The sequence below is a fragment of the Rhizobium sp. IY2 genome (assembly GCF_047532935.1).
Taxonomy (GTDB): domain Bacteria; phylum Pseudomonadota; class Alphaproteobacteria; order Rhizobiales; family Rhizobiaceae; genus Rhizobium; species Rhizobium anhuiense.
This window is the reverse complement of record NZ_JBLKNU010000003.1, coordinates 400,514-418,512: the sequence shown is the minus strand read 5'-3', so window position 1 is coordinate 418,512 and position 17,999 is coordinate 400,514. Positions and strand designations below refer to the sequence as shown.

29 protein-coding genes are annotated in these 17,999 nt (G+C 60.5%); 4 read left to right on the top strand and 25 right to left on the bottom strand.

Annotated features, from left to right (window positions below; translation table 11 throughout):
• The first annotated feature begins 65 nt into the window (after positions 1-65).
• Together ACMUVN_RS15710 and ACMUVN_RS15705 are read left to right on the top strand one after the other, a co-directional pair.
• Entirely contained in the window at positions 66-446 is a 381-nt protein-coding gene (locus ACMUVN_RS15710; protein ID WP_029868136.1) for a YkvA family protein, read from the top strand.
• Positions 447-469: 23 nt separating this feature from the next.
• Positions 470-823, top strand: a complete 354-nt coding sequence (locus ACMUVN_RS15705) for a lysozyme inhibitor LprI family protein (RefSeq protein ID WP_029868135.1) — start codon at positions 470-472, stop codon at positions 821-823.
• 58 nt (positions 824-881) lie between these two features.
• On the opposite strand, the gene ilvD is transcribed toward ACMUVN_RS15705, so the two are convergent.
• A complete protein-coding gene (gene ilvD / locus ACMUVN_RS15700) occupies positions 882-2,720 on the bottom strand; it encodes a dihydroxy-acid dehydratase (protein WP_063473380.1) in 1,839 nt (612 codons plus the stop codon).
• A 333-nt stretch (positions 2,721-3,053) separates the two neighbouring features.
• Here ilvD and msrP point away from each other — a divergent pair, with 333 nt between their 5' ends.
• Together msrP and msrQ are read left to right on the top strand one after the other, a co-directional pair.
• The gene (msrP, locus tag ACMUVN_RS15695) at positions 3,054-4,001 is read left to right on the top strand and encodes a protein-methionine-sulfoxide reductase catalytic subunit MsrP (protein WP_029868132.1); all 948 of its coding nucleotides are present in this window, start codon (positions 3,054-3,056) and stop codon (positions 3,999-4,001) included.
• Positions 4,001-4,657 carry a protein-methionine-sulfoxide reductase heme-binding subunit MsrQ gene (gene msrQ / locus ACMUVN_RS15690; protein ID WP_168332292.1) on the top strand — a complete coding sequence of 219 codons (657 nt, stop codon included), beginning with the start codon at positions 4,001-4,003 and terminating at the stop codon, positions 4,655-4,657. Before msrP ends, msrQ begins: the two co-directional genes overlap by 1 nt.
• A 25-nt stretch (positions 4,658-4,682) precedes the next feature.
• Here the strand turns inward: msrQ and ACMUVN_RS15685 are convergent, their stop codons facing one another.
• The 24 genes from ACMUVN_RS15685 to rplB form a co-directional block, all read right to left on the bottom strand.
• Positions 4,683-5,084 (bottom strand): DUF2809 domain-containing protein, encoded by a 402-nt coding sequence (locus ACMUVN_RS15685; RefSeq protein ID WP_168332293.1) that lies wholly within the window; start codon positions 5,082-5,084, stop codon positions 4,683-4,685.
• Positions 5,085-5,226: 142 nt separating this feature from the next.
• The gene (gene rplQ, locus ACMUVN_RS15680) at positions 5,227-5,649 is read right to left on the bottom strand and encodes a 50S ribosomal protein L17 (RefSeq protein ID WP_003573769.1); all 423 of its coding nucleotides are present in this window, start codon (positions 5,647-5,649) and stop codon (positions 5,227-5,229) included.
• A gap of 123 nt (positions 5,650-5,772) precedes the next feature.
• Complete coding sequence (locus ACMUVN_RS15675) at positions 5,773-6,783, bottom strand: DNA-directed RNA polymerase subunit alpha (RefSeq protein WP_003547579.1); 1,011 nt, start codon at positions 6,781-6,783, stop codon at positions 5,773-5,775.
• Between the two features lie 97 nt (positions 6,784-6,880).
• Positions 6,881-7,270, bottom strand: a complete 390-nt coding sequence (gene rpsK, locus ACMUVN_RS15670; protein WP_003547577.1) for a 30S ribosomal protein S11 — start codon at positions 7,268-7,270, stop codon at positions 6,881-6,883.
• A 133-nt stretch (positions 7,271-7,403) separates the two neighbouring features.
• A complete protein-coding gene (gene rpsM / locus ACMUVN_RS15665) occupies positions 7,404-7,772 on the bottom strand; it encodes a 30S ribosomal protein S13 (protein ID WP_003573772.1) in 369 nt (122 codons plus the stop codon).
• A 221-nt stretch (positions 7,773-7,993) separates the two neighbouring features.
• Positions 7,994-8,644, bottom strand: coding sequence for an adenylate kinase (locus ACMUVN_RS15660; RefSeq protein ID WP_029868130.1), 651 nt, complete (start codon positions 8,642-8,644; stop codon positions 7,994-7,996).
• Positions 8,641-9,981: a preprotein translocase subunit SecY gene (gene secY / locus ACMUVN_RS15655; RefSeq protein ID WP_029868128.1), complete on the bottom strand. Its 1,341-nt coding sequence runs from the start codon at positions 9,979-9,981 to the stop codon at positions 8,641-8,643. The genes ACMUVN_RS15660 and secY overlap by 4 nt, the downstream gene beginning before the upstream one ends.
• A gap of 233 nt (positions 9,982-10,214) precedes the next feature.
• A complete protein-coding gene (rplO, locus tag ACMUVN_RS15650) occupies positions 10,215-10,691 on the bottom strand; it encodes a 50S ribosomal protein L15 (protein WP_029868127.1) in 477 nt (158 codons plus the stop codon).
• A 16-nt stretch (positions 10,692-10,707) separates the two neighbouring features.
• A complete protein-coding gene (gene rpmD / locus ACMUVN_RS15645; protein ID WP_003547566.1) occupies positions 10,708-10,917 on the bottom strand; it encodes a 50S ribosomal protein L30 in 210 nt (69 codons plus the stop codon).
• Between the two features lie 14 nt (positions 10,918-10,931).
• Positions 10,932-11,501, bottom strand: coding sequence for a 30S ribosomal protein S5 (gene rpsE, locus ACMUVN_RS15640; RefSeq protein WP_003573784.1), 570 nt, complete (start codon positions 11,499-11,501; stop codon positions 10,932-10,934).
• Between the two features lie 131 nt (positions 11,502-11,632).
• On the bottom strand, positions 11,633-11,995 hold the full coding sequence (gene rplR / locus ACMUVN_RS15635) for a 50S ribosomal protein L18 (protein WP_029868126.1): 363 nt from the start codon (positions 11,993-11,995) through the stop codon (positions 11,633-11,635).
• A 12-nt stretch (positions 11,996-12,007) separates the two neighbouring features.
• Positions 12,008-12,541, bottom strand: coding sequence for a 50S ribosomal protein L6 (gene rplF / locus ACMUVN_RS15630; protein ID WP_029868125.1), 534 nt, complete (start codon positions 12,539-12,541; stop codon positions 12,008-12,010).
• A 42-nt stretch (positions 12,542-12,583) separates the two neighbouring features.
• Positions 12,584-12,982 carry a 30S ribosomal protein S8 gene (gene rpsH / locus ACMUVN_RS15625; protein WP_003547562.1) on the bottom strand — a complete coding sequence of 133 codons (399 nt, stop codon included), beginning with the start codon at positions 12,980-12,982 and terminating at the stop codon, positions 12,584-12,586.
• Between the two features lie 12 nt (positions 12,983-12,994).
• On the bottom strand, positions 12,995-13,300 hold the full coding sequence (rpsN, locus tag ACMUVN_RS15620; RefSeq protein ID WP_003573787.1) for a 30S ribosomal protein S14: 306 nt from the start codon (positions 13,298-13,300) through the stop codon (positions 12,995-12,997).
• 32 nt (positions 13,301-13,332) lie between these two features.
• Positions 13,333-13,890 (bottom strand): 50S ribosomal protein L5, encoded by a 558-nt coding sequence (gene rplE, locus ACMUVN_RS15615; RefSeq protein ID WP_003573788.1) that lies wholly within the window; start codon positions 13,888-13,890, stop codon positions 13,333-13,335.
• The gene (gene rplX / locus ACMUVN_RS15610) at positions 13,883-14,191 is read right to left on the bottom strand and encodes a 50S ribosomal protein L24 (protein ID WP_003587195.1); all 309 of its coding nucleotides are present in this window, start codon (positions 14,189-14,191) and stop codon (positions 13,883-13,885) included. Before rplX ends, rplE begins: the two co-directional genes overlap by 8 nt.
• 11 nt (positions 14,192-14,202) lie before the next feature.
• Complete coding sequence (gene rplN, locus ACMUVN_RS15605; RefSeq protein ID WP_003573790.1) at positions 14,203-14,571, bottom strand: 50S ribosomal protein L14; 369 nt, start codon at positions 14,569-14,571, stop codon at positions 14,203-14,205.
• Between the two features lie 259 nt (positions 14,572-14,830).
• Complete coding sequence (gene rpsQ, locus ACMUVN_RS15600; RefSeq protein WP_003547557.1) at positions 14,831-15,070, bottom strand: 30S ribosomal protein S17; 240 nt, start codon at positions 15,068-15,070, stop codon at positions 14,831-14,833.
• A 12-nt stretch (positions 15,071-15,082) separates the two neighbouring features.
• The gene (rpmC, locus tag ACMUVN_RS15595; protein WP_003547556.1) at positions 15,083-15,283 is read right to left on the bottom strand and encodes a 50S ribosomal protein L29; all 201 of its coding nucleotides are present in this window, start codon (positions 15,281-15,283) and stop codon (positions 15,083-15,085) included.
• 12 nt (positions 15,284-15,295) lie between these two features.
• Complete coding sequence (gene rplP, locus ACMUVN_RS15590; RefSeq protein ID WP_003573792.1) at positions 15,296-15,709, bottom strand: 50S ribosomal protein L16; 414 nt, start codon at positions 15,707-15,709, stop codon at positions 15,296-15,298.
• Between the two features lie 36 nt (positions 15,710-15,745).
• Entirely contained in the window at positions 15,746-16,477 is a 732-nt protein-coding gene (gene rpsC / locus ACMUVN_RS15585) for a 30S ribosomal protein S3 (protein ID WP_003587196.1), read from the bottom strand.
• Positions 16,477-16,866 (bottom strand): 50S ribosomal protein L22, encoded by a 390-nt coding sequence (gene rplV, locus ACMUVN_RS15580; protein ID WP_007626081.1) that lies wholly within the window; start codon positions 16,864-16,866, stop codon positions 16,477-16,479. Before rplV ends, rpsC begins: the two co-directional genes overlap by 1 nt.
• A gap of 2 nt (positions 16,867-16,868) precedes the next feature.
• Entirely contained in the window at positions 16,869-17,147 is a 279-nt protein-coding gene (gene rpsS, locus ACMUVN_RS15575) for a 30S ribosomal protein S19 (protein ID WP_003573797.1), read from the bottom strand.
• Positions 17,148-17,162: 15 nt separating this feature from the next.
• Entirely contained in the window at positions 17,163-17,999 is an 837-nt protein-coding gene (rplB, locus tag ACMUVN_RS15570) for a 50S ribosomal protein L2 (RefSeq protein WP_003573799.1), read from the bottom strand.

Below are 17,999 nucleotides of genomic sequence, written 5' to 3'. Positions count from 1 at the left end.
TAAGGCAAGAGGACGCCTCGGAAACCGGTTGAAGTCATTGTGAATTTGATTCAGGAAGATTGGCCATGCAACTGATATCGAAAGCCAAACTCTGGGCGAAGTCACTGAAGCGTGACATCGTGGCCCTTTGGTTTGCCGCTCGCGATCCACGCGTGCCCTGGCATGCCAAAACGGTGGCCGGCACTGTTGCCGCCTACGCGCTGTCGCCGATCGATCTCATCCCCGATTTCATTCCCGTGCTCGGCTATCTCGACGATCTCCTGATCGTGCCGCTCGGCATCATGCTGGCTATCCGGCTCGTGCCGGTGGAGGTGATGATCGAGCTCCGCACGGAGGCGGCCAAGCGCATCGAGCGCCCCTCCAGTCGTCTCGGAATGATCTTCATCCTTGCCGTCTGGCTCGCCTGCATCATCTTCCTGGCTCTGGCACTCAGCAGGCTCGCCTGAACGGCACCAACGGGAACATATGCATGATGATGACAAGAATGATGACGGCAGCCTTCGGCTTTGCGACCCTGCTCCTCGCATCGCCCGTGGCACAGGCGGCCAGTTTCGATTGCGACGCGAAAGAATTGAAGCCGGATGAAAAGGCGATCTGCGACAACCGCGCGCTCAACGATGCCGACGTGCAGATGGTGACGACCTTCGATCTGCTCTCCGGCCTGCTGGCGATGGGCTCGCGCGGCACGCTGCAGGACGAACAGACGGCCTGGCTGAAGAAACGGCAGGAATGCGGGGCAGATGCGACCTGCATCAAGGCTGCTTATGACGAGCGGCTGAAGCAACTCGGCGAGACCTATAAAAACATCAACCGGCCGCTGTGAAAGCGACCGGTTGGTAGAGCCGCTGACCTTTAATCAGCAGGTAATCGGTTGAGATGCCTCAACGGGCGTTCAGATCGCGCACGGCGCCGCGATCGGCGCTCGTTGCGAAGGCGGCGTAGGCCTTCAACGCGGTCGTGACGTTGCGCTTGCGGACTTCGACCGGGTACCAACCCTTGGCGTCCTGATCGGCGCGGCGGGCGGCAAGTTCGGTTTCGCTGACGCGCAGGCTGATCGTACGGTTGGGGATGTCGATGTCGATCATGTCGCCTTCACGCACCAGGCCGATGATGCCGCCATTGGCCGCTTCCGGTGAGACATGGCCGATCGACAGGCCGGAGGTGCCGCCGGAGAAGCGGCCGTCGGTGATGAGGGCGCAGGCCTTGCCGAGGCCCTTCGACTTCAGATAGCTCGTTGGATAGAGCATTTCCTGCATGCCGGGGCCGCCCTTCGGGCCTTCATAGCGGATGACGACGACGTCGCCTGATTTGACCTCGTTGGAAAGGATCGCCTTGACGGAGGCATCCTGGCTTTCGAAGACGCGGGCGGGGCCGGAGAATTTCAGGATCGATTCATCGACGCCGGCCGTCTTGACGATGCAGCCGTCGATCGCAAGGTTGCCCTTGAGCACGGCGAGGCCACCATCTTTCGAGAAGGGATGTTCGACCGAACGGATGACGCCGTTCTGGCGATCGGTGTCGAGCTCGTCCCAGCGGGCCTCCTGGCTGAAGGCGACCTGGGTCGGGATGCCGCCCGGAGCGGCGCGATAGAATTTGCGGACAGTTTCGCTGTTGGTGCGGGTGATATCCCAGCGATCGATCGCATCGCCCAGCGTCTCGGCATGGACGGTCGGGCAATCGCGGTTCAAGAGACCGCCCTTGTCGAGCTCGCCGAGGATCGACATGATGCCGCCGGCGCGGTGGACGTCTTCCATATGCACATCGCTCTTGGCGGGCGCGACCTTCGACAGGCACGGCACGCGGCGCGACAGCGCGTCGATATCGGTCATGGTGAAATCGACCTCGCCTTCATGGGCGGCGGCAAGGATGTGCAGGACCGTATTGGTCGAGCCGCCCATGGCGATGTCGAGTGCCATGGCATTCTCGAAAGCCTGCTTGGAAGCGATCGTGCGCGGCAGCGCCTTGACGTCGTCCTGCTCGTAATAGCGGCGGGCGAGATCGACGATCAGATGGCCGGCCTCGACGAAGAGCCGCTTGCGGTCGGCGTGGGTGGCGAGCGTCGAGCCGTTGCCGGGCAACGACAGGCCGAGCGCTTCCGTCAGGCAGTTCATCGAATTGGCGGTGAACATGCCGGAGCAAGAGCCGCAAGTCGGACAGGCCGAGCGTTCGATGGTCTGGACGTCTTCGTCGCTGATCTTGTCGTCGGCCGCGGCGACCATGGCATCGACGAGGTCGAGCGCATGCGTCTTGCCGTGCAGCACAACCTTGCCGGCTTCCATCGGACCGCCGGAGACGAAGACTGTGGGAATGTTGAGGCGCAACGACGCCATCAGCATGCCGGGAGTGATCTTGTCGCAGTTGGAGATGCAGACCATGGCGTCGGCGCAATGGGCATTGACCATATATTCGACGCTGTCGGCGATGAGCTCACGCGAGGGCAGCGAATAGAGCATGCCGTCATGGCCCATGGCGATGCCGTCATCGACGGCGATGGTGTTGAATTCCTTGGCGACACCGCCGGCCGCTTCGATTTCCCGAGCAACGAGCTGGCCGAGGTCCTTCAGGTGCACGTGGCCGGGCACGAACTGGGTGAAGGAATTCACCACCGCGATGATCGGCTTGCCGAAATCCGAATCCTTCATGCCCGTGGCGCGCCAAAGGCCGCGGGCGCCCGCCATGTTGCGGCCATGGGTCGTGGTTCTGGAACGGTAAGCTGGCATCGGTGTCTTCCTCAACGTGGCGGAATTATCAGGCGAAGCGGGGCGGCATGGAGCCTGCAGGCCGGGCAAACGCTGCTTTTTGGAATTGTCCTAATCCAATCGACGGGGGCTGTCACTACCTGGAAGCTCAAATCCGGTACGCCATCGGCCAAGCGCCACAAGCCCATCGATCATATACGGTTCGGCGCGATGTTTCGTTACAGCCTATTCCATCACCGCCGAACACAAAAAATTGGCTTCCCGTCGGTAATATTCAAGGCTTAGACACTCATCCGAGTGTGCGGGTGGTTCGTTTAAGACTATATTTCACAGATCCGCCCAGGAGGTTTCGCCATGCCAAGCTATCGCCCACCGAAGATCGCGTCATCGGAGATAACACCGCGCCAGATCTATGTGCGGCGTCGTGAATTCCTCGGCGCGGCAGCGCTTGGCGCCGTGGCGCTCTACAGCGCCGGCAAGGCGAGTGCTGCGGCGCTTTCCGCCGTCCAGAGCAAGTATAAGGTCGACGAGAAGCCGACGCCGATCAAGGATGTCACGACCTACAACAACTTCTATGAGTTCGGCCTCGACAAGGGCGATCCCGCAGCTCTTTCCGGCGATTTCAAGCCGCTGCCCTGGACGGTCAAGGTCGACGGCATGGTCAACAAGCCCGGCACCTTCGACATCGAGGCGCTGATGAAGGAATTCCCGATCGAGGAACGAACCTACCGGATGCGCTGCGTCGAGGCCTGGTCAATGGTCATCCCGTGGGACGGTTTTCCGCTGGCATCGCTGCTCGACAAGGTGGAACCGCTCGGCAGCGCCAAATACGTCGCCTTCGAAACCGTCGTGCGGCCGGAAGAAATGCCGGGGCAGAAGGGCTTCTTCCAGTCGCTCGACTGGCCCTATGTCGAAGGTTTGCGCCTCGACGAAGCGCGCCATCCGCTGACGCTGCTTGCCGTCGGGCTCTATGGCGAAACGCTGCCGAACCAGAACGGCGCGCCGATCCGCCTCGTCGTGCCGTGGAAATACGGTTTCAAGGGCATCAAATCGATCGTCAAGATCACGCTCACCGACCAGCAGCCTAAGAATACCTGGCAGGTGACCAATCCGCAGGAATACGGCTTCTACGCCAACGTCAACCCTGATGTCGATCATCCGCGCTGGAGCCAGGCGAGCGAGCGGCGCATCGGTGAAAGCGGCTTCTTCGGTGCGAGCCGCCATCCCACCCTGCCCTTCAACGGCTATGCCGACGAGGTGGCGGGTCTTTATGCCGGCATGGATCTGAAGGCGAATTTCTGATGGCGGAACTGTCGCTCGCCATCCCCAAGCGCTGGCAACCCGCCTCCGTCTGGCTGCTCTACGTCGTCGGGCTGGTGCCTGCGGCCTGGACTTTCTATCTCGGCGCGACCGATCAGCTCGGCGCCGATCCAGTCAAGACCTTCGAGCTCTTCCTCGGCATCTGGACGATCCGCTTCCTGATCGCAACACTTGCCGTGTCCCCGGCCCGCGAGCTCTTCGGCTGGAATTATCTGCGCTATCGCCGCGCGCTGGGCCTGCTGACCTTCTACTACGCGCTAATGCATTTCACCGTCTACATGGTGCTCGACCAGGCCATGGATATCTCTGCCGTCATCAACGACGTGCTGAAGCGCCCCTTCATCATGTTCGGCATGGCAGCCCTTGCCATGCTCATTCCGCTGGCGCTGACATCCAATAATTTCTCGATCCGCCGCCTCGGCAAGAACTGGATCTGGCTGCATCGCCTGATCTACATCATCGCCGCCAGCGGAGCGCTGCATTTCGCGCTCTCGACCAAGATCCTCGACCTCGAGCAATATATCTATGTCGGGCTGATCATCGCGCTCATCCTCTACCGCTCCTACCGGCCGATCGCACGCAACAGGAAGAAGGGCCACGGACGGGCGCGCAATCGCGCAGTGGCGTCAGCTTCGTGAGGCGCAAACGACCGCCGAGGACGCTTCACCGACGGGCGGGATCGAAGGCGCAGGCTGCGGCGATGCCGATGGCATAAGCCAGCATATTCCAAAACGAAAATATCCGGCCAAGCAACAGGGCGCCCGCCGTGGTCAGCCGAAAGGCGTCGAGCCAGGGCGCATGATAGAGGCGGAACAGTTCCACGGAGATCGCGATGAGCAGCGCTGTGACGGCAATGACCGCCCGCCGTGACCTTGCGGCTATGAGTGACACCAGCAGATAGACCATCGCGCCCCAGAGCGCCGATCCGCCATATTTGACGACGACGAAGGGCAGATCGGCCGCATAGCCAAAGCGCCGGAGCGCCAGCCCGAGGACGATGACAAGAAGCAGGGCTGCGAGACGCAGGAACTGCGCTCGAGAGCGAGTTTGAATAATTGCGCGCAATGACCTGTCCTATCTCAATTTCCGCCGGTTGGACGGCCGAGGTGCAGATATCGAATTATCAAGCGAAGGCTGTCCGCCGGCGCACAAACAAAAACAGCCGGGCTTTGCAGCCCGGCTGTCTTGTTTCCGCCGAAGCGGAAGATTAAGCGGCGACGGCCTGTTCTTCGGCAGCGACGCGGGCCTTGTCGGCTGCGCCCTTGGCGAAGGTGTCGCGATCAACGAATTCGACAACGGCCATGGCGGCATTGTCGCCCTGGCGGAAGCCGGCCTTCATGATGCGCAGGTAGCCGCCGTTGCGGGTGGCGTAACGCGTTGCGATCGTGTCGAACAGCTTCGAAACGACGGCAGCATCGCGGATCTGCGAGATCGCCTGGCGGCGAGCATGCAGGTCGCCGCGCTTGCCGAGCGTGACGAGCTTCTCGACGATCGGACGGATTTCCTTGGCCTTCGGCAGGGTCGTGACGATCTGCTCGTGGGTAATCAGCGAAGCCGCCATGTTGGCGAACATCGCCTTGCGGTGGCTTGCAGTTCTATTCAGCTTGCGGCCGGCTTTACCATGGCGCATTGCTATTCTCCTTTAATGCAGGTGCCCTTACGCTAAATGGGCCTGCCGTTTCCTGGCACATGCAGGCGATCGGCCTGCTGTTTGACGGGGAAAGGCAGCCGAAAGAGCCTGCCTTTTGTTTTCTCAGTATTGGTCTTCGTAACGCTTGGCGAGATCTTCGATGTTCTCGGGCGGCCATGCCGGCACTTCCATGCCGAGGTGCAGGCCCATGGAAGCGAGAACTTCCTTGATTTCGTTCAGCGACTTGCGACCAAAATTCGGCGTGCGGAGCATTTCTGCTTCGGTCTTCTGAATGAGGTCGCCGATGTAGACGATGTTGTCGTTCTTCAGGCAGTTTGCCGAACGGACCGACAGTTCGAGTTCGTCTACCTTCTTGAGGAGAGCCGGGTTGAAAGCGAGTTCGGTGACTGCTTCCTCCTCGGTTTCCTTCTGCGGCTCGTCGAAGTTGACGAAGACGCCAAGCTGATCCTGGAGAATGCGCGCCGCAAAAGCGACGGCGTCTTCGCCGGTGATCGAGCCATCGGTTTCGATGGTCATGTTCAGCTTGTCGTAGTCGAGAACCTGTCCTTCGCGGGTATTTTCAACCTTGTAGGACACCTTCTTGACCGGCGAGTAGAGGCTGTCGACCGGGATGAGACCGATCGGAGCATCTTCCGCACGATTGCGCTCGGCCGGAACGTAGCCCTTGCCGTTGTTGACGGTGAACTCCATGCGGATTTCGGCGCCCTCGTCGAGCGTGCAGATGACATGCTCGGGGTTGAGGATTTCGATATCGCCGACCGTCTGAATGTCGCCAGCCGTAACAACGCCCGGGCCCTGCTTGCGCACGACCATGCGCTTTGCGTCGTCGCCATCCATCTTGATGGCGATTTCCTTGATGTTGAGCACGATGTCCGTCACGTCTTCGCGGACGCCTGGAATCGAGGAGAATTCATGCAGCACGCCGTCGATCTGCACCGCCGTGACGGCAGCACCGCGCAGCGAGGAGAGCAGAACGCGACGCAGCGCGTTGCCGAGGGTGAGGCCGAAGCCGCGCTCCAGCGGTTCGGCAACGAGCGTCGCCCTGGTGCGCGAGCTCGAGGAGAACTCCACCTTGTTCGGCTTGATCAGTTCCTGCCAGTTCTTCTGAATCATGAGTTTGCCTTCCGTTCGTTGCCACCATCCAATCGTGGCAACCGAGCTTGAAAACCACCGGGAGCGCGCAGGCGCTCACCGGTGACGAGAGCGATGATCAGACGCGGCGCTTCTTGCGCGGACGGCAGCCATTGTGCGGGATCGGGGTCACGTCGCGGATGGACGTGATCATGAAACCTGCAGCCTGGAGCGCGCGCAGAGCCGATTCACGACCCGAACCCGGACCGCAGACTTCGACTTCCAGCGACTTCATGCCGTGTTCCTGGGCCTTCTTGGCGCAGTCTTCGGCAGCGATCTGGGCGGCGAACGGGGTCGACTTGCGCGAGCCCTTGAAGCCCTTTGCGCCAGCCGACGACCATGCGATCGCATTGCCCTGCGCGTCGGTGATGGTGATCATCGTGTTGTTGAAGGTCGAGTTGACGTGAGCGACACCCGACGAGATATTCTTGCGCTCGCGACGGCGAACGCGGACGGCTTCCTTAGCCATGGTATTCCTTTCGTTGATCTCTTCACCGCCGTAATGCCAGCGGCTACACCGGAACGGCGCCTATATGGTCCCGCTCCAAACTCAAAAGAGGCCGGCGCAGACCGCCAGCCTCCCTACCCCGGTTTCCCGGAAATTACTTCTTCTTACCAGCGATTGCCTTTGCCGGGCCCTTGCGGGTGCGGGCATTGGTGTGCGTGCGCTGGCCGCGGACCGGAAGGCCGCGGCGATGACGCAGGCCGCGGTAGCAGCCGAGGTCCATCAGGCGCTTGATGTTCATCGCGGTATCGCGACGAAGATCGCCTTCGACCTGATAGTCGCGGTCAATGGCTTCGCGGATCTGAAGGACTTCTGCGTCCGTCAGCTGATGCACACGACGTTCAGCCGGGATACCGACCTTCTCGACGATTTCCTGTGCGAATTTCGGACCGATCCCGTGAATGTAGGTCAGCGCAATAACAACGCGCTTCGCAGTCGGGATGTTGACGCCAGCGATACGTGCCACGCCTGTTCTCCTTGCATTCCAGTTGCCATCCGGCAAGTGGGCTTCGTTATGCGGTCTTTAGAACCGCCCGTTCAGATTTACGTCCGTAACATGTCAAAACGACCGCACCCGGACTTCCCTGGGAAATCCGCGCCGATCGCATGGAATGTCGCGAGTTGGCGCGGTGTTTAGCGGAATCACTGCTGAAAAGCAACCGTTCCGCCAAGTTTATTTTCAAAGCCTTAAAGCTTGGAAAGAATGCTTTCGACCTCGGCAGTCACCTGATCGATGTCCGCCATGCCGTCCACGGACTTGAGTTTGCCCTTGGCATGGTAATAACCGATCAGCGGCGAGGTTTCCTTGTAGTAGACCTGCAGCCGAGCCGTCATGGTCTCCGGATTGTCATCGGGACGGCGCTTGAAGTGCGTCGAACCGCACTTGTCGCACACGCCTTCGGCAGCCGGAACCTTATCGCTATCGTGATAGACGCTGCCGCACTGCGCGCAGGAATAACGACCGGCGACACGGCGGATCAGTTCGGCATCATCGACACGGAATTCGATGACGACGGACAGGCCGAGACCCTTTGCCCTCAGCATCGCCTCGGTGGCATCCGCCTGGACGAGCGTCCGCGGGAAACCGTCAAGAATGAAGCCATTGGCGCAATCGGGTTGATCGATTCGCTCGGAAACGATGGCGATGACGATCTCATCCGAGACGAGTTTGCCGGCGTCCATGACCGCCTTGGCGCGCTTGCCGACATCCGTACCGGCGTTGACCGCTGCACGCAGCATGTCTCCCGTGGAAAGCTGCGGAATGCCGTGCTTTTCCACGATCCGCTGGGCCTGGGTTCCCTTACCCGCGCCCGGCGGCCCCAAAAGGATAAGTCTCATCGCCCCCTCTTTCCTCCACGCAACTTCGATTTCTTGATCAGGCCTTCGTATTGCTGCGCGATCAGGTGACCCTGGATCTGTGCAACCGTATCAAGAGTTACGCTAACCACGATCAAAAGCGAAGTCCCACCAAGGGATAATGGGATGCCGGTTTGCGACACCAAGATCTCCGGAAGGATGCAGACGAAGACGAGATAGATCGCGCCGATCACCGTGATGCGGGTCAGCACGTAGTCGATATATTCGGCAGTGCGCTCGCCCGGACGGATGCCGGGAATGAAGCCGCCATGCTTCTTCAGATTGTCGGCCGTGTCCTTCGGATTGAAGACGATGGCCGTGTAGAAGAAGGCGAAGAAGGCGATCAGCGCCGCGTAGAGCACCATGTAGAGCGGCTGGCCGTGGCCCAGCGCCGCGACGATCGACGTCGCCCAGGAGGGCATAGCCGTGGTGTTGGCAAAGCCCGCAAGCGTTGCCGGCAGCAGCAGCAGCGAGGAGGCGAAGATCGCCGGGATGACGCCCGAGGTGTTGAGCTTCAGCGGCAGGTGCGAGGTATCGCCCTGGAACATGCGGTTGCCGACCTGGCGCTTCGGATACTGAATCAGCAGCCGGCGCTGCGCACGCTCGACGAAAACGATCACGCCGATGACGCCGATCGCCACAATGATGACGAGCAGGATGAGGAAGGTCGACAGCGCGCCGGTGCGGCCGAGCTCGAGCGTGCCGGCAAGGGCCGTCGGGAGACCGGCGGCGATGCCGGCGAAGATGATCAGCGAGATGCCGTTGCCGATGCCGCGCGAGGTGATCTGCTCGCCGAGCCACATCAGGAACATCGTGCCGCCGAGCAGCGTCAGAACGGTGGAAACACGGAAGAACCAGCCCGGATCGACGACGAGGCCCTGGCCGCTCTCAAGACCGGCGGCAATGCCGTAGGCCTGCAGCGCGCCGAGGATGACGGTGCCGTAGCGGGTATACTGGTTGATGATCTTGCGGCCCTGCTCGCCCTCCTTCTTGAGGTTTTCGAGCGCCGGCACGACCGAGGTCATGAGCTGCACGATGATCGAAGCAGAGATATAGGGCATGATGCCGAGCGCGAAGATCGCCATGCGCTGAACGGCGCCGCCCGAGAACATGTTGAAAAGGCCGAGAATGCCGCCTGCCTGGCCGCGGAAAGCCTGGGCATAGGCTTCGGGATTGAGGCCCGGAAGCGGAATATGGGTGCCGAGCCTGTAGACGAGGAGAGCTGCCAGTGTGAACCACAAGCGCTTCTTCAAATCCTCGGCTTTGGCAAAGGTCGAAAAATTGAGGTTGGATGCCAATTGTTCCGCTGCAGAAGCCATGCGTTTCTCCGCGCTACCAATTCCGGCGTCTCTGGGGGATAGGCCGGCCCCGGAATCAGTATGAAAATTATTCAAAACCGGGTTCAGAACGGATTGCAATGCAACCCCATGCCTCACCCTCGTTTTAGTCTTACCGGCATGACGCGGGCGCGCCAGCCAAGTTTTTGTGAGGCCCACATATGGGAGCAAAATCGCCCGGTGTGAAGCACCCCGGGCGATATATCATCAGATTATTATTCGGCTGCAGCCGGAGCCGAAAGCAGCGTCACGGTGCCGCCGGCCTTTTCGATCTTCTCGACGGCAGGCTTGGAGGCGCCTGCAACGACGATCGTCACCTTGGCCTTGAGCTCGCCATCGGCGAGAACGCGAACGCCGTCCTTGGGGCGACGGATGACGCCAGCGGCCTTGAGGGCAGCGGCATCAACGGTCGCCTTGGCGTCGAGCTTGCCGGCGTCGATTGCCGCCTGGATACGGCCGAGCGACACGACAACAAAATCGGAAGCGAAAATGTTGTTGAAGCCGCGCTTCGGCAGGCGACGATAGATCGGCATCTGGCCGCCTTCGAAGCCGTTGATGGCGACGCCCGAGCGGGACTTCTGACCCTTCACGCCGCGACCACCGGTCTTACCCGAGCCCGAGCCGATACCGCGGCCGAGACGCTTGCGGCTGTGGGTCGAGCCTTCGTTGTCCTTGATTTCATTCAGTTTCATGAGCGTTTCCTCCGTCTCACTTCTCGTCGACGACGCGAACGAGATGCTGGACAGCACGGATCATGCCACGAACCGAAGGAGTATCCTCCAGCGTGCGGCGACGGTGCATCTTGTTCAGTCCGAGACCGATCAGCGTGCGCTGCTGAACATCCGGACGGCGAATCGGGCTGCCGATCTGTTCGATCGTGACAGTCTTCGCTTCAGCTTTCTTGGTAGCCTTGGCCATCTGTCAAACTCCTCTTATTCTTCAGAGGCGTTGCCGGAGGCGCTACGACGAGCCTGCAGCGTTGCATACTTGATGCCGCGCTGAGCTGCGATGTCCTTCGGGTGAACCTGGTGCTTCAGAGCGTCGAAGGTGGCGCGAACCATGTTGTAGGGGTTCGACGAACCGGTCGACTTGGCGACGACGTCGTGCATGCCGAGCGTTTCGAATACGGCGCGCATCGGACCGCCGGCGATGATGCCGGTACCGACCTTGGCCGAACGCAGCAGAACCTTGCCGGCGCCATGGCGGCCATGGACGTCGTGATGCAGCGTACGGCCGTCACGCAGCGGTACGAAGATCAGTTCGCGCTTGGCGGCTTCGGTTGCCTTGCGGATGGCTTCCGGCACTTCACGTGCCTTGCCATGGCCGAAGCCGACGCGGCCCTTCTGGTCGCCGACGACGACGAGTGCTGCGAAACCAAAACGACGGCCGCCCTTGACGACCTTGGCGACGCGGTTGATCGCGACCAGCTTGTCGACGAATTCGCTATCGCGCTCTTCACGGCTCTGGCGGTCTTCCCGCTGCGGCCTTCTTTCCTGTGCCATTGTCCTCTTCCTTTTTCTTTTCCGGGTGCAATCGGCAAACACATGTGGACCGCATCAGCCTCCCCTTTCGGGAAGTGCCTGCGGTCCGGCGAAAATCCGGCCGGCGCTGAAAGCGTCCGGCCGGAAACTGATCAGAAGGTGAGACCGCCTTCGCGGGCCGCTTCGGCGAGAGCCTTGATGCGGCCGTGATAGATGAAGGCGCCACGGTCGAACACGACTTCCGTAACACCGGCCTTGGAGGCGCGCTCGGCAACGAGCTTGCCTACGACGGCAGCGGCGGCGGTATCGGCACCGGTCTTCAGAGAACCGCGCAGATCCTTTTCGAGGGTGGAGGCAGACGCGAGCGTCTTGCCGGCCACATCATCGATGACCTGGGCGTAGATGTTCTTCGAGGAGCGATGAACCGACAGGCGCGGACGGCCATTGGCCACCGACTTGAGTTGACGGCGCACGCGGTTGGCACGACGTGCAAGTGCTTCTTTCCTGCTAGCCATTTCGCGTGATCCTTACTTCTTCTTGCCTTCTTTGCGGACGATCCGCTCGTCGGCGTACTTGACGCCCTTGCCCTTGTAAGGCTCGGGACCGCGATATTCGCGGATTTCGGCGGCAACCTGGCCGACCTGCTGCTTGTTGATGCCGCTGACGATGATTTCAGTCGGCTTCGGAACAGCGATCGAGATACCGACCGGCGGCTCATAGATCACGTCGTGGCTGAAACCGAGAGCCAGCTGCAGGTTCTTGCCCTGCATGGACGCGCGGTAACCAACGCCGTTGATTTCAAGCTTGCGCTCGAAACCGTCCTTGACGCCCTTGAAGATACCTTCGATCATCGTGCGGGACATGCCCCACTTCGAACGTGCATCCTTGGTCTGGCTGAGCGGCGTTACGACGACCGCGTTATTTTCGAGCTTGAGGCTGATTTCGTCGTTAGCAACGAAAAACAGCTCGCCCTTCGGACCCTTTGCAGTCACCTTCTGACCATCGACCGTAGCCGTGATCCCAGCAGGTACCTGAACGGGCTTTTTACCGATACGAGACATGTTTCTATCCTGTCTGTTCGCTATGGAGACCCCTGCCCGATCTTAGAAGACCGAGCAAAGAACCTCGCCGCCAACGTTCTGTTCGCGAGCCTGGTGATCGGCCATCACACCCTTCGGAGTCGAAAGGATGGTGATGCCGAGACCGTTCGCGACCTGCGGAATGGACTTGACCGAGACATAAACCCGGCGGCCCGGCTTGGACACACGGCCGATCTCACGGATCACCGATGCGCCTTCATAATATTTCAGCTCGATGCTGAGTTCCGACTTGCCATTGCCGAAATCGACAACGGAATAGCCACGGATGTAGCCTTCGGACTGCAGGACATCGAGAACACGCGCACGGAGCTTGGACGCAGGCGTCGAGACCGACGACTTGCGGCGGGAAGCGCCGTTGCGGATGCGGGTGAGCATATCGCCCAACGGATCAGTCATTGTCATGTAACCTGCTCCTTACCAGCTCGACTTGACGATGCCCGGCACCTTGCCGAGATTGCCGAGTTCACGCAGCGCGATACGCGACATGCGCAGTTTACGGTAATATGCGCGCGGACGCCCCGAGACTTCGCAACGGTTGCGAATACGGGTCTTCGATCCATCGCGCGGCAGGGATGCCAGCTTGATCGAGGCCTTGAACCGCTCTTCGATCGGAAGAGCCTGGTTCATGATGATCGCCTTCAACGCAGCCCGCTTAGCGGCCTGGTTGGCGACCGTAGTACGGCGGCGCTTGTTCTTTTCAACTGCGCTTGTCTTCGCCATGTCAGGTTCCTTTTCTACGCTCGTCGTTACGGTTATTGACGGAACGGGAAGCTGAACTCTTTCAGAAGAGCCCGTGCTTCGTCGTCGGTCGTCGCCGTCGTGCAAACGATGATGTCCATGCCCCACATCTGATCAACCTTGTCGTAGTTGATCTCAGGGAACACAATGTGCTCCTTGATGCCCATGGCGAAGTTGCCACGGCCGTCAAAGCTCTTCGGGTTCAGGCCGCGGAAGTCGCGAACGCGCGGGAGCGCGATGTTCACGAGACGGTCCAGGAACTCGTACATGCGGGCGCCGCGAAGGGTAACCTTGGCGCCGATCGGCATCTGTTCGCGGACCTTGAAGCCTGCGATAGAGTTGCGTGCGCGGGTGATGACCGGCTTCTGGCCGGCGATCGCTGCGAGGTCGGCGGCAGCAACCGTCGGCTTCTTCGAGTCAGCGGTCGCTTCGCCAACACCCATGTTGATCACGATCTTGTCGAGCTTCGGAATCATCATCTCGTTGGCGTAGGAGAACTGCTCCTGCATCGCCTTGCGGATGCGCTCGACATATTCCTTCTTGAGCCGTGGCTCGTATTTTGCCTCAGCCATCGATCACTTCTCCAGAACGCTTGGCCACACGGACCTTCTTGCCGTCAACAACCTTGAAACCGACGCGGGTCGGCTTACCGTCCTTGTCGACGATTGCAACGTTGGACAGGTGAACCGAGGCTTCCTTGTTGATAATGCCGGCTTCCTGGGTCTGCGTCTGGCGCTGGTGGCGCTTGACGACGTTGACGCCACGAACGACGGCACGATCTTCCTTTGGCATGACCTGGACAACTTCGCCGGTGCGGCCCTTGTCCTTGCCAGCGAGCATGACGACCTTGTCGCCCTTACGAATCTTCTGCATCGCTTCGCTCCTTACAGTACTTCGGGAGCCAGCGAGATGATCTTCATGTGGTTCTTGGCGCGAAGTTCGCGCGGAACCGGTCCGAAGATACGGGTGCCGATCGGCTCTTTCTTGTTGTCGATGAGGACTGCTGCGTTGGTGTCGAAGCGGATGACGGAGCCATCCGGACGACGGATATCCTTGGCGGTACGAACGACAACCGCCTTCATCACGTCACCCTTCTTCACACGGCCGCGCGGGATCGCTTCCTTGATCGAAACGACGATGACGTCGCCGATCGAGGCATACTTGCGCTTCGAGCCGCCCAGCACCTTGATGCACATGACACGACGTGCGCCGGAATTATCCGCGACGTCGAGGTTTGTTTGCATCTGAATCATATCAGGTCGCCTTCTTGGTTTACCGGAATGGTTGGGCTAGCCCCCTACTCCGGCTTATGAAAATTTTCGCCGGCCGAGCTGCCATGACGGCAACACAGACGCGGCAATAGCTGAATAGCGCGGGGTCGATCGTGCCAGGGTGGTTTCCCGAACGGGACCTTCCGTGCGCTCAAAGCAAAAGAACGCCCGGCATTCGAGCGTTCTGACGCTGCTTCATACAGATATTTCGGCGAGACGCAAGGCCTCGCACAAAATTCTGTTACTTGCCCTGGGCGGAAATCACCGTCCAACGCTTGTCCTTGGAAATCGGCGCGCATTCCTCGATGGATACGGTATCGCCGATCTTGTACTGGTTGTTCTCGTCGTGGGCCTTGTACTTCTTGGAACGACGAACGGTCTTCTGGAGCAGCGGGTGAGCGAAACGACGCTCGACACGAACCACTACCGTCTTCTCGTTCTTGTCGCCAACGACGACGCCCTGCAGGATGCGCTTCGGCATATTTTTCTTCCTTTAGGCCTTAACTTCTGCCGCCTTCTGGCGGGCAATGGTTTTCACGCGGGCGATGTCCTTGCGGACTTCGTTGATGCGCGAGGACTTTTCGAGCTGGCCGGTCGCCTTCTGGAAGCGCAGGTTGAACTGCTCCTTCTTCAGCTTGGCAAGCTCGTCCTTGAGTTGGTCGGCGGTGAACCCGCGAACATCTGAGGCTTTCATGAGCTCAATCCCTTACTCTGCAATGCGCTGAACGAAGCGCGTCTTGACCGAGAGCTTGGCAGAGCCGAGACGAAGCGCCTCGCGGGCGATTTCTTCGCTGACACCGTCGATCTCGAACATCATACGGCCGGGCTTGACCTTGCATGCCCAGTATTCAACGGAGCCCTTACCCTTACCCATACGGACTTCGGTCGGCTTTGCGGTTACCGGAACGTCCGGGAACACGCGGATCCATACACGGCCGGCGCGCTTCATATAACGCGTGATCGCGCGGCGGGCCGCTTCGATCTCGCGCGCGTTGACGCGGTTGGGTTCCTGAGCCTTCAGGCCGAATTCGCCGAATGCCAGGTCAGAACCGCCCTTGGCGACGCCCTTGATGCGGCCCTTGAACTGCTTGCGGTACTTGGTACGCTTTGGCTGCAACATTTTCTTATTCTCCGAACTTCTCTGCCACGCGCGCTATCAAGCGTTGTCGCGGCGACGGTCTCTGTCGCGGTCACGGTCACGGCTTGCCGGACCCTGGGCGTCACCTTCCATCGCACGGCGCTCGGAAGCCATCGGATCGTGCTCAAGGATTTCGCCCTTGAAGATCCAGACCTTGATGCCGCAGATGCCGAATGCGGTTTCTGCTTCAGCCGTGCCGTAGTCGATGTCGGCGCGCAGCGTGTGCAGCGGCACACGACCTTCGCGGTACCATTCCGTACGGGCGATTTCAGCGCCGCCGAGACGGCCGGCGCAGGTGATCTTGATGCCTTCGGCGCCAAGACGCATCGCGGACTGAACGGCGCGCTTCATGGCGCGGCGGAAAGCCACGCGGCGCTCGAGCTGCTGGGCGATCGACTGAGCGACCAGCGTCGCGTCGACTTCGGGCTTGCGCACTTCGACGATGTTGAGGTGCGTTTCCGAATTCGTCATGTCCGACAGCTTCTTGCGGAGCTTGTCGATGTCTGCGCCCTTGCGGCCGATGATGAGGCCCGGACGTGCCGAGTGGATCGTGACGCGGCACTTCTTGTGCGGACGCTCGATGACCACCTTGGAGATCCCGGCCTGCTTCAGTTCGCTCATGACGAACTTGCGCATCTTCAGGTCTTCGTGCAGCAGCTGGCCGTACTCGGCATTGTCCGCGAACCAGCGGCTATCCCAGGTACGGTTGATGCCAAGACGGAAACCGATTGGATTGATTTTCTGACCCATTATGCGGCCTCCTCTACTGCCTGCACTTCACGAACGACGATCGTCAGGTGCGCGAAGGGCTTTTCGATGCGCGACGCGCGACCACGGCCACGAGCGTGGAAACGCTTCATGACGATCGACTTGCCGACATAGGCCTCGGCGACGACAAGCGAGTCGACGTCGAGATCGTGGTTGTTCTCGGCATTGGCGATCGCAGATTCGAGCGTCTTCTTGACGGCGCCTGCGATGCGCTTGCGGGAGAACTCCAGCTCAGCGAGTGCGCGCTCGACCTTCTTGCCACGGATAGCCGCAGCAACCAGGTTGAGCTTCTGGGGGCTGACGCGGAGCGTGCGGGCGACTGCTTGCGCCTCGTTGTCCTTCAGCCGGCGTTCGGCTTTTGCCTTGCCCATTGTTACTTCCTCTTCGCCTTCTTGTCCGCGCCGTGACCGTAGTAGGTGCGGGTCGGAGAGAATTCACCGAATTTGTGGCCGACCATGTCTTCATTGACGCTGACCGGAATATGCTTGCTGCCGTTGTAGACGCCGAAGGTAAGACCGACGAACTGCGGCAGGATCGTGGAGCGACGGCTCCAGATCTTGATCACTTCTGCACGTCCGCCTTCACGAACCTTCTCAGCCTTCTTGAGAAGATAGCCGTCAACGAACGGACCTTTCCATACTGAACGAGCCATTGGAGACTTCCTCTCTTACTTCTTACGCTGATGACGCGAGCGCATGATCATCTTGTCGGTCGACTTGTTCGACCGGGTGCGCTTGCCCTTGGTCGGCTTGCCCCAGGGTGTCACCGGATGGCGACCACCAGAGGTGCGGCCTTCACCACCGCCGTGCGGATGGTCGACCGGGTTCATGACGACGCCGCGGTTATGCGGACGCTTGCCGCGCCAAACCGTACGACCGGCCTTGCCGTCGTTGATGTTGGCGTGATCCGGGTTGGAGACGGCGCCGATCGAAGCAAGGCAGGAGCCATGGACGAGACGCTGTTCACCGGAGTTCAGGCGAAGGATCGCCATGCCCTGGTCGCGGCCGACGAGCTGTGCGTAGCCACCGGCGGAGCGAGCGATCTGACCACCCTTGCCCGGCTTCATTTCCACATTGTGGATGATGGAGCCGACCGGGATGAACTGCAGCGGCATGGTGTTGCCGGGCTTGACGTCAACAGCCTTCTCGGAAGCGATGACCTTGTCACCGGCAGCGAGGCGCTGCGGAGCGAGGATATAAGCCTTTTCGCCATCAGCATAGGTCACCAGCGCGATGAACGCCGTGCGGTTCGGATCGTATTCGATACGCTCGACGGTGCCTTCGACGTCGAACTTGCGACGCTTGAAGTCGATCAGACGATAGGTGCGCTTGTGACCGCCGCCGATGAAGCGGGCGGTGATGCGACCGAGGTTGTTACGACCGCCGCTCTTGGTCAGACCTTCCGTCAGCGCCTTGACCGGCTTGCCCTTGTAGAGGGCCGAGCGGTCGACGATGACCAGCTGGCGCTGGCTCGGGGTGATCGGATTGAATGTTTTCAATGCCAT

Bases quoted from the DNA above. Each gene is read 5' to 3' on its own strand.
- ACMUVN_RS15710 (WP_029868136.1), top strand. From the start codon at position 66: ATGCAACTGATATCGAAAGCCAAACTCTGGGCGAAGTCACTGAAGCGT.
- ACMUVN_RS15705 (WP_029868135.1), top strand. From the start codon at position 470: ATGATGATGACAAGAATGATGACGGCAGCCTTCGGCTTTGCGACCCTG.
- ilvD (WP_063473380.1), bottom strand. From the start codon at position 2,720: ATGCCAGCTTACCGTTCCAGAACCACGACCCATGGCCGCAACATGGCG.
- msrP (WP_029868132.1), top strand. From the start codon at position 3,054: ATGCCAAGCTATCGCCCACCGAAGATCGCGTCATCGGAGATAACACCG.
- msrQ (WP_168332292.1), top strand. From the start codon at position 4,001: ATGGCGGAACTGTCGCTCGCCATCCCCAAGCGCTGGCAACCCGCCTCC.
- rplQ (WP_003573769.1), bottom strand. From the start codon at position 5,649: ATGCGCCATGGTAAAGCCGGCCGCAAGCTGAATAGAACTGCAAGCCAC.
- ACMUVN_RS15675 (WP_003547579.1), bottom strand. From the start codon at position 6,783: ATGATTCAGAAGAACTGGCAGGAACTGATCAAGCCGAACAAGGTGGAG.
- rpsK (WP_003547577.1), bottom strand. From the start codon at position 7,270: ATGGCTAAGGAAGCCGTCCGCGTTCGCCGTCGCGAGCGCAAGAATATC.
- ACMUVN_RS15660 (WP_029868130.1), bottom strand. From the start codon at position 8,644: ATGAGACTTATCCTTTTGGGGCCGCCGGGCGCGGGTAAGGGAACCCAG.
- secY (WP_029868128.1), bottom strand. From the start codon at position 9,981: ATGGCTTCTGCAGCGGAACAATTGGCATCCAACCTCAATTTTTCGACC.
- rplO (WP_029868127.1), bottom strand. From the start codon at position 10,691: ATGAAACTGAATGAAATCAAGGACAACGAAGGCTCGACCCACAGCCGC.
- rpmD (WP_003547566.1), bottom strand. From the start codon at position 10,917: ATGGCCAAGGCTACCAAGAAAGCTGAAGCGAAGACTGTCACGATCGAA.
- rpsE (WP_003573784.1), bottom strand. From the start codon at position 11,501: ATGGCACAGGAAAGAAGGCCGCAGCGGGAAGACCGCCAGAGCCGTGAA.
- rplR (WP_029868126.1), bottom strand. From the start codon at position 11,995: ATGGCTAGCAGGAAAGAAGCACTTGCACGTCGTGCCAACCGCGTGCGC.
- rplF (WP_029868125.1), bottom strand. From the start codon at position 12,541: ATGTCTCGTATCGGTAAAAAGCCCGTTCAGGTACCTGCTGGGATCACG.
- rpsH (WP_003547562.1), bottom strand. From the start codon at position 12,982: ATGACAATGACTGATCCGTTGGGCGATATGCTCACCCGCATCCGCAAC.
- rpsN (WP_003573787.1), bottom strand. From the start codon at position 13,300: ATGGCGAAGACAAGCGCAGTTGAAAAGAACAAGCGCCGCCGTACTACG.
- rplE (WP_003573788.1), bottom strand. From the start codon at position 13,890: ATGGCTGAGGCAAAATACGAGCCACGGCTCAAGAAGGAATATGTCGAG.
- rplX (WP_003587195.1), bottom strand. From the start codon at position 14,191: ATGCAGAAGATTCGTAAGGGCGACAAGGTCGTCATGCTCGCTGGCAAG.
- rplN (WP_003573790.1), bottom strand. From the start codon at position 14,571: ATGATTCAGATGCAAACAAACCTCGACGTCGCGGATAATTCCGGCGCA.
- rpsQ (WP_003547557.1), bottom strand. From the start codon at position 15,070: ATGCCGAAGCGCATCCTGCAGGGCGTCGTCGTTGGCGACAAGAACGAG.
- rpmC (WP_003547556.1), bottom strand. From the start codon at position 15,283: ATGAAAGCCTCAGATGTTCGCGGGTTCACCGCCGACCAACTCAAGGAC.
- rplP (WP_003573792.1), bottom strand. From the start codon at position 15,709: ATGTTGCAGCCAAAGCGTACCAAGTACCGCAAGCAGTTCAAGGGCCGC.
- rpsC (WP_003587196.1), bottom strand. From the start codon at position 16,477: ATGGGTCAGAAAATCAATCCAATCGGTTTCCGTCTTGGCATCAACCGT.
- rplV (WP_007626081.1), bottom strand. From the start codon at position 16,866: ATGGGCAAGGCAAAAGCCGAACGCCGGCTGAAGGACAACGAGGCGCAA.
- rpsS (WP_003573797.1), bottom strand. From the start codon at position 17,147: ATGGCTCGTTCAGTATGGAAAGGTCCGTTCGTTGACGGCTATCTTCTC.
- rplB (WP_003573799.1), bottom strand. From the start codon at position 17,999: ATGGCATTGAAAACATTCAATCCGATCACCCCGAGCCAGCGCCAGCTG.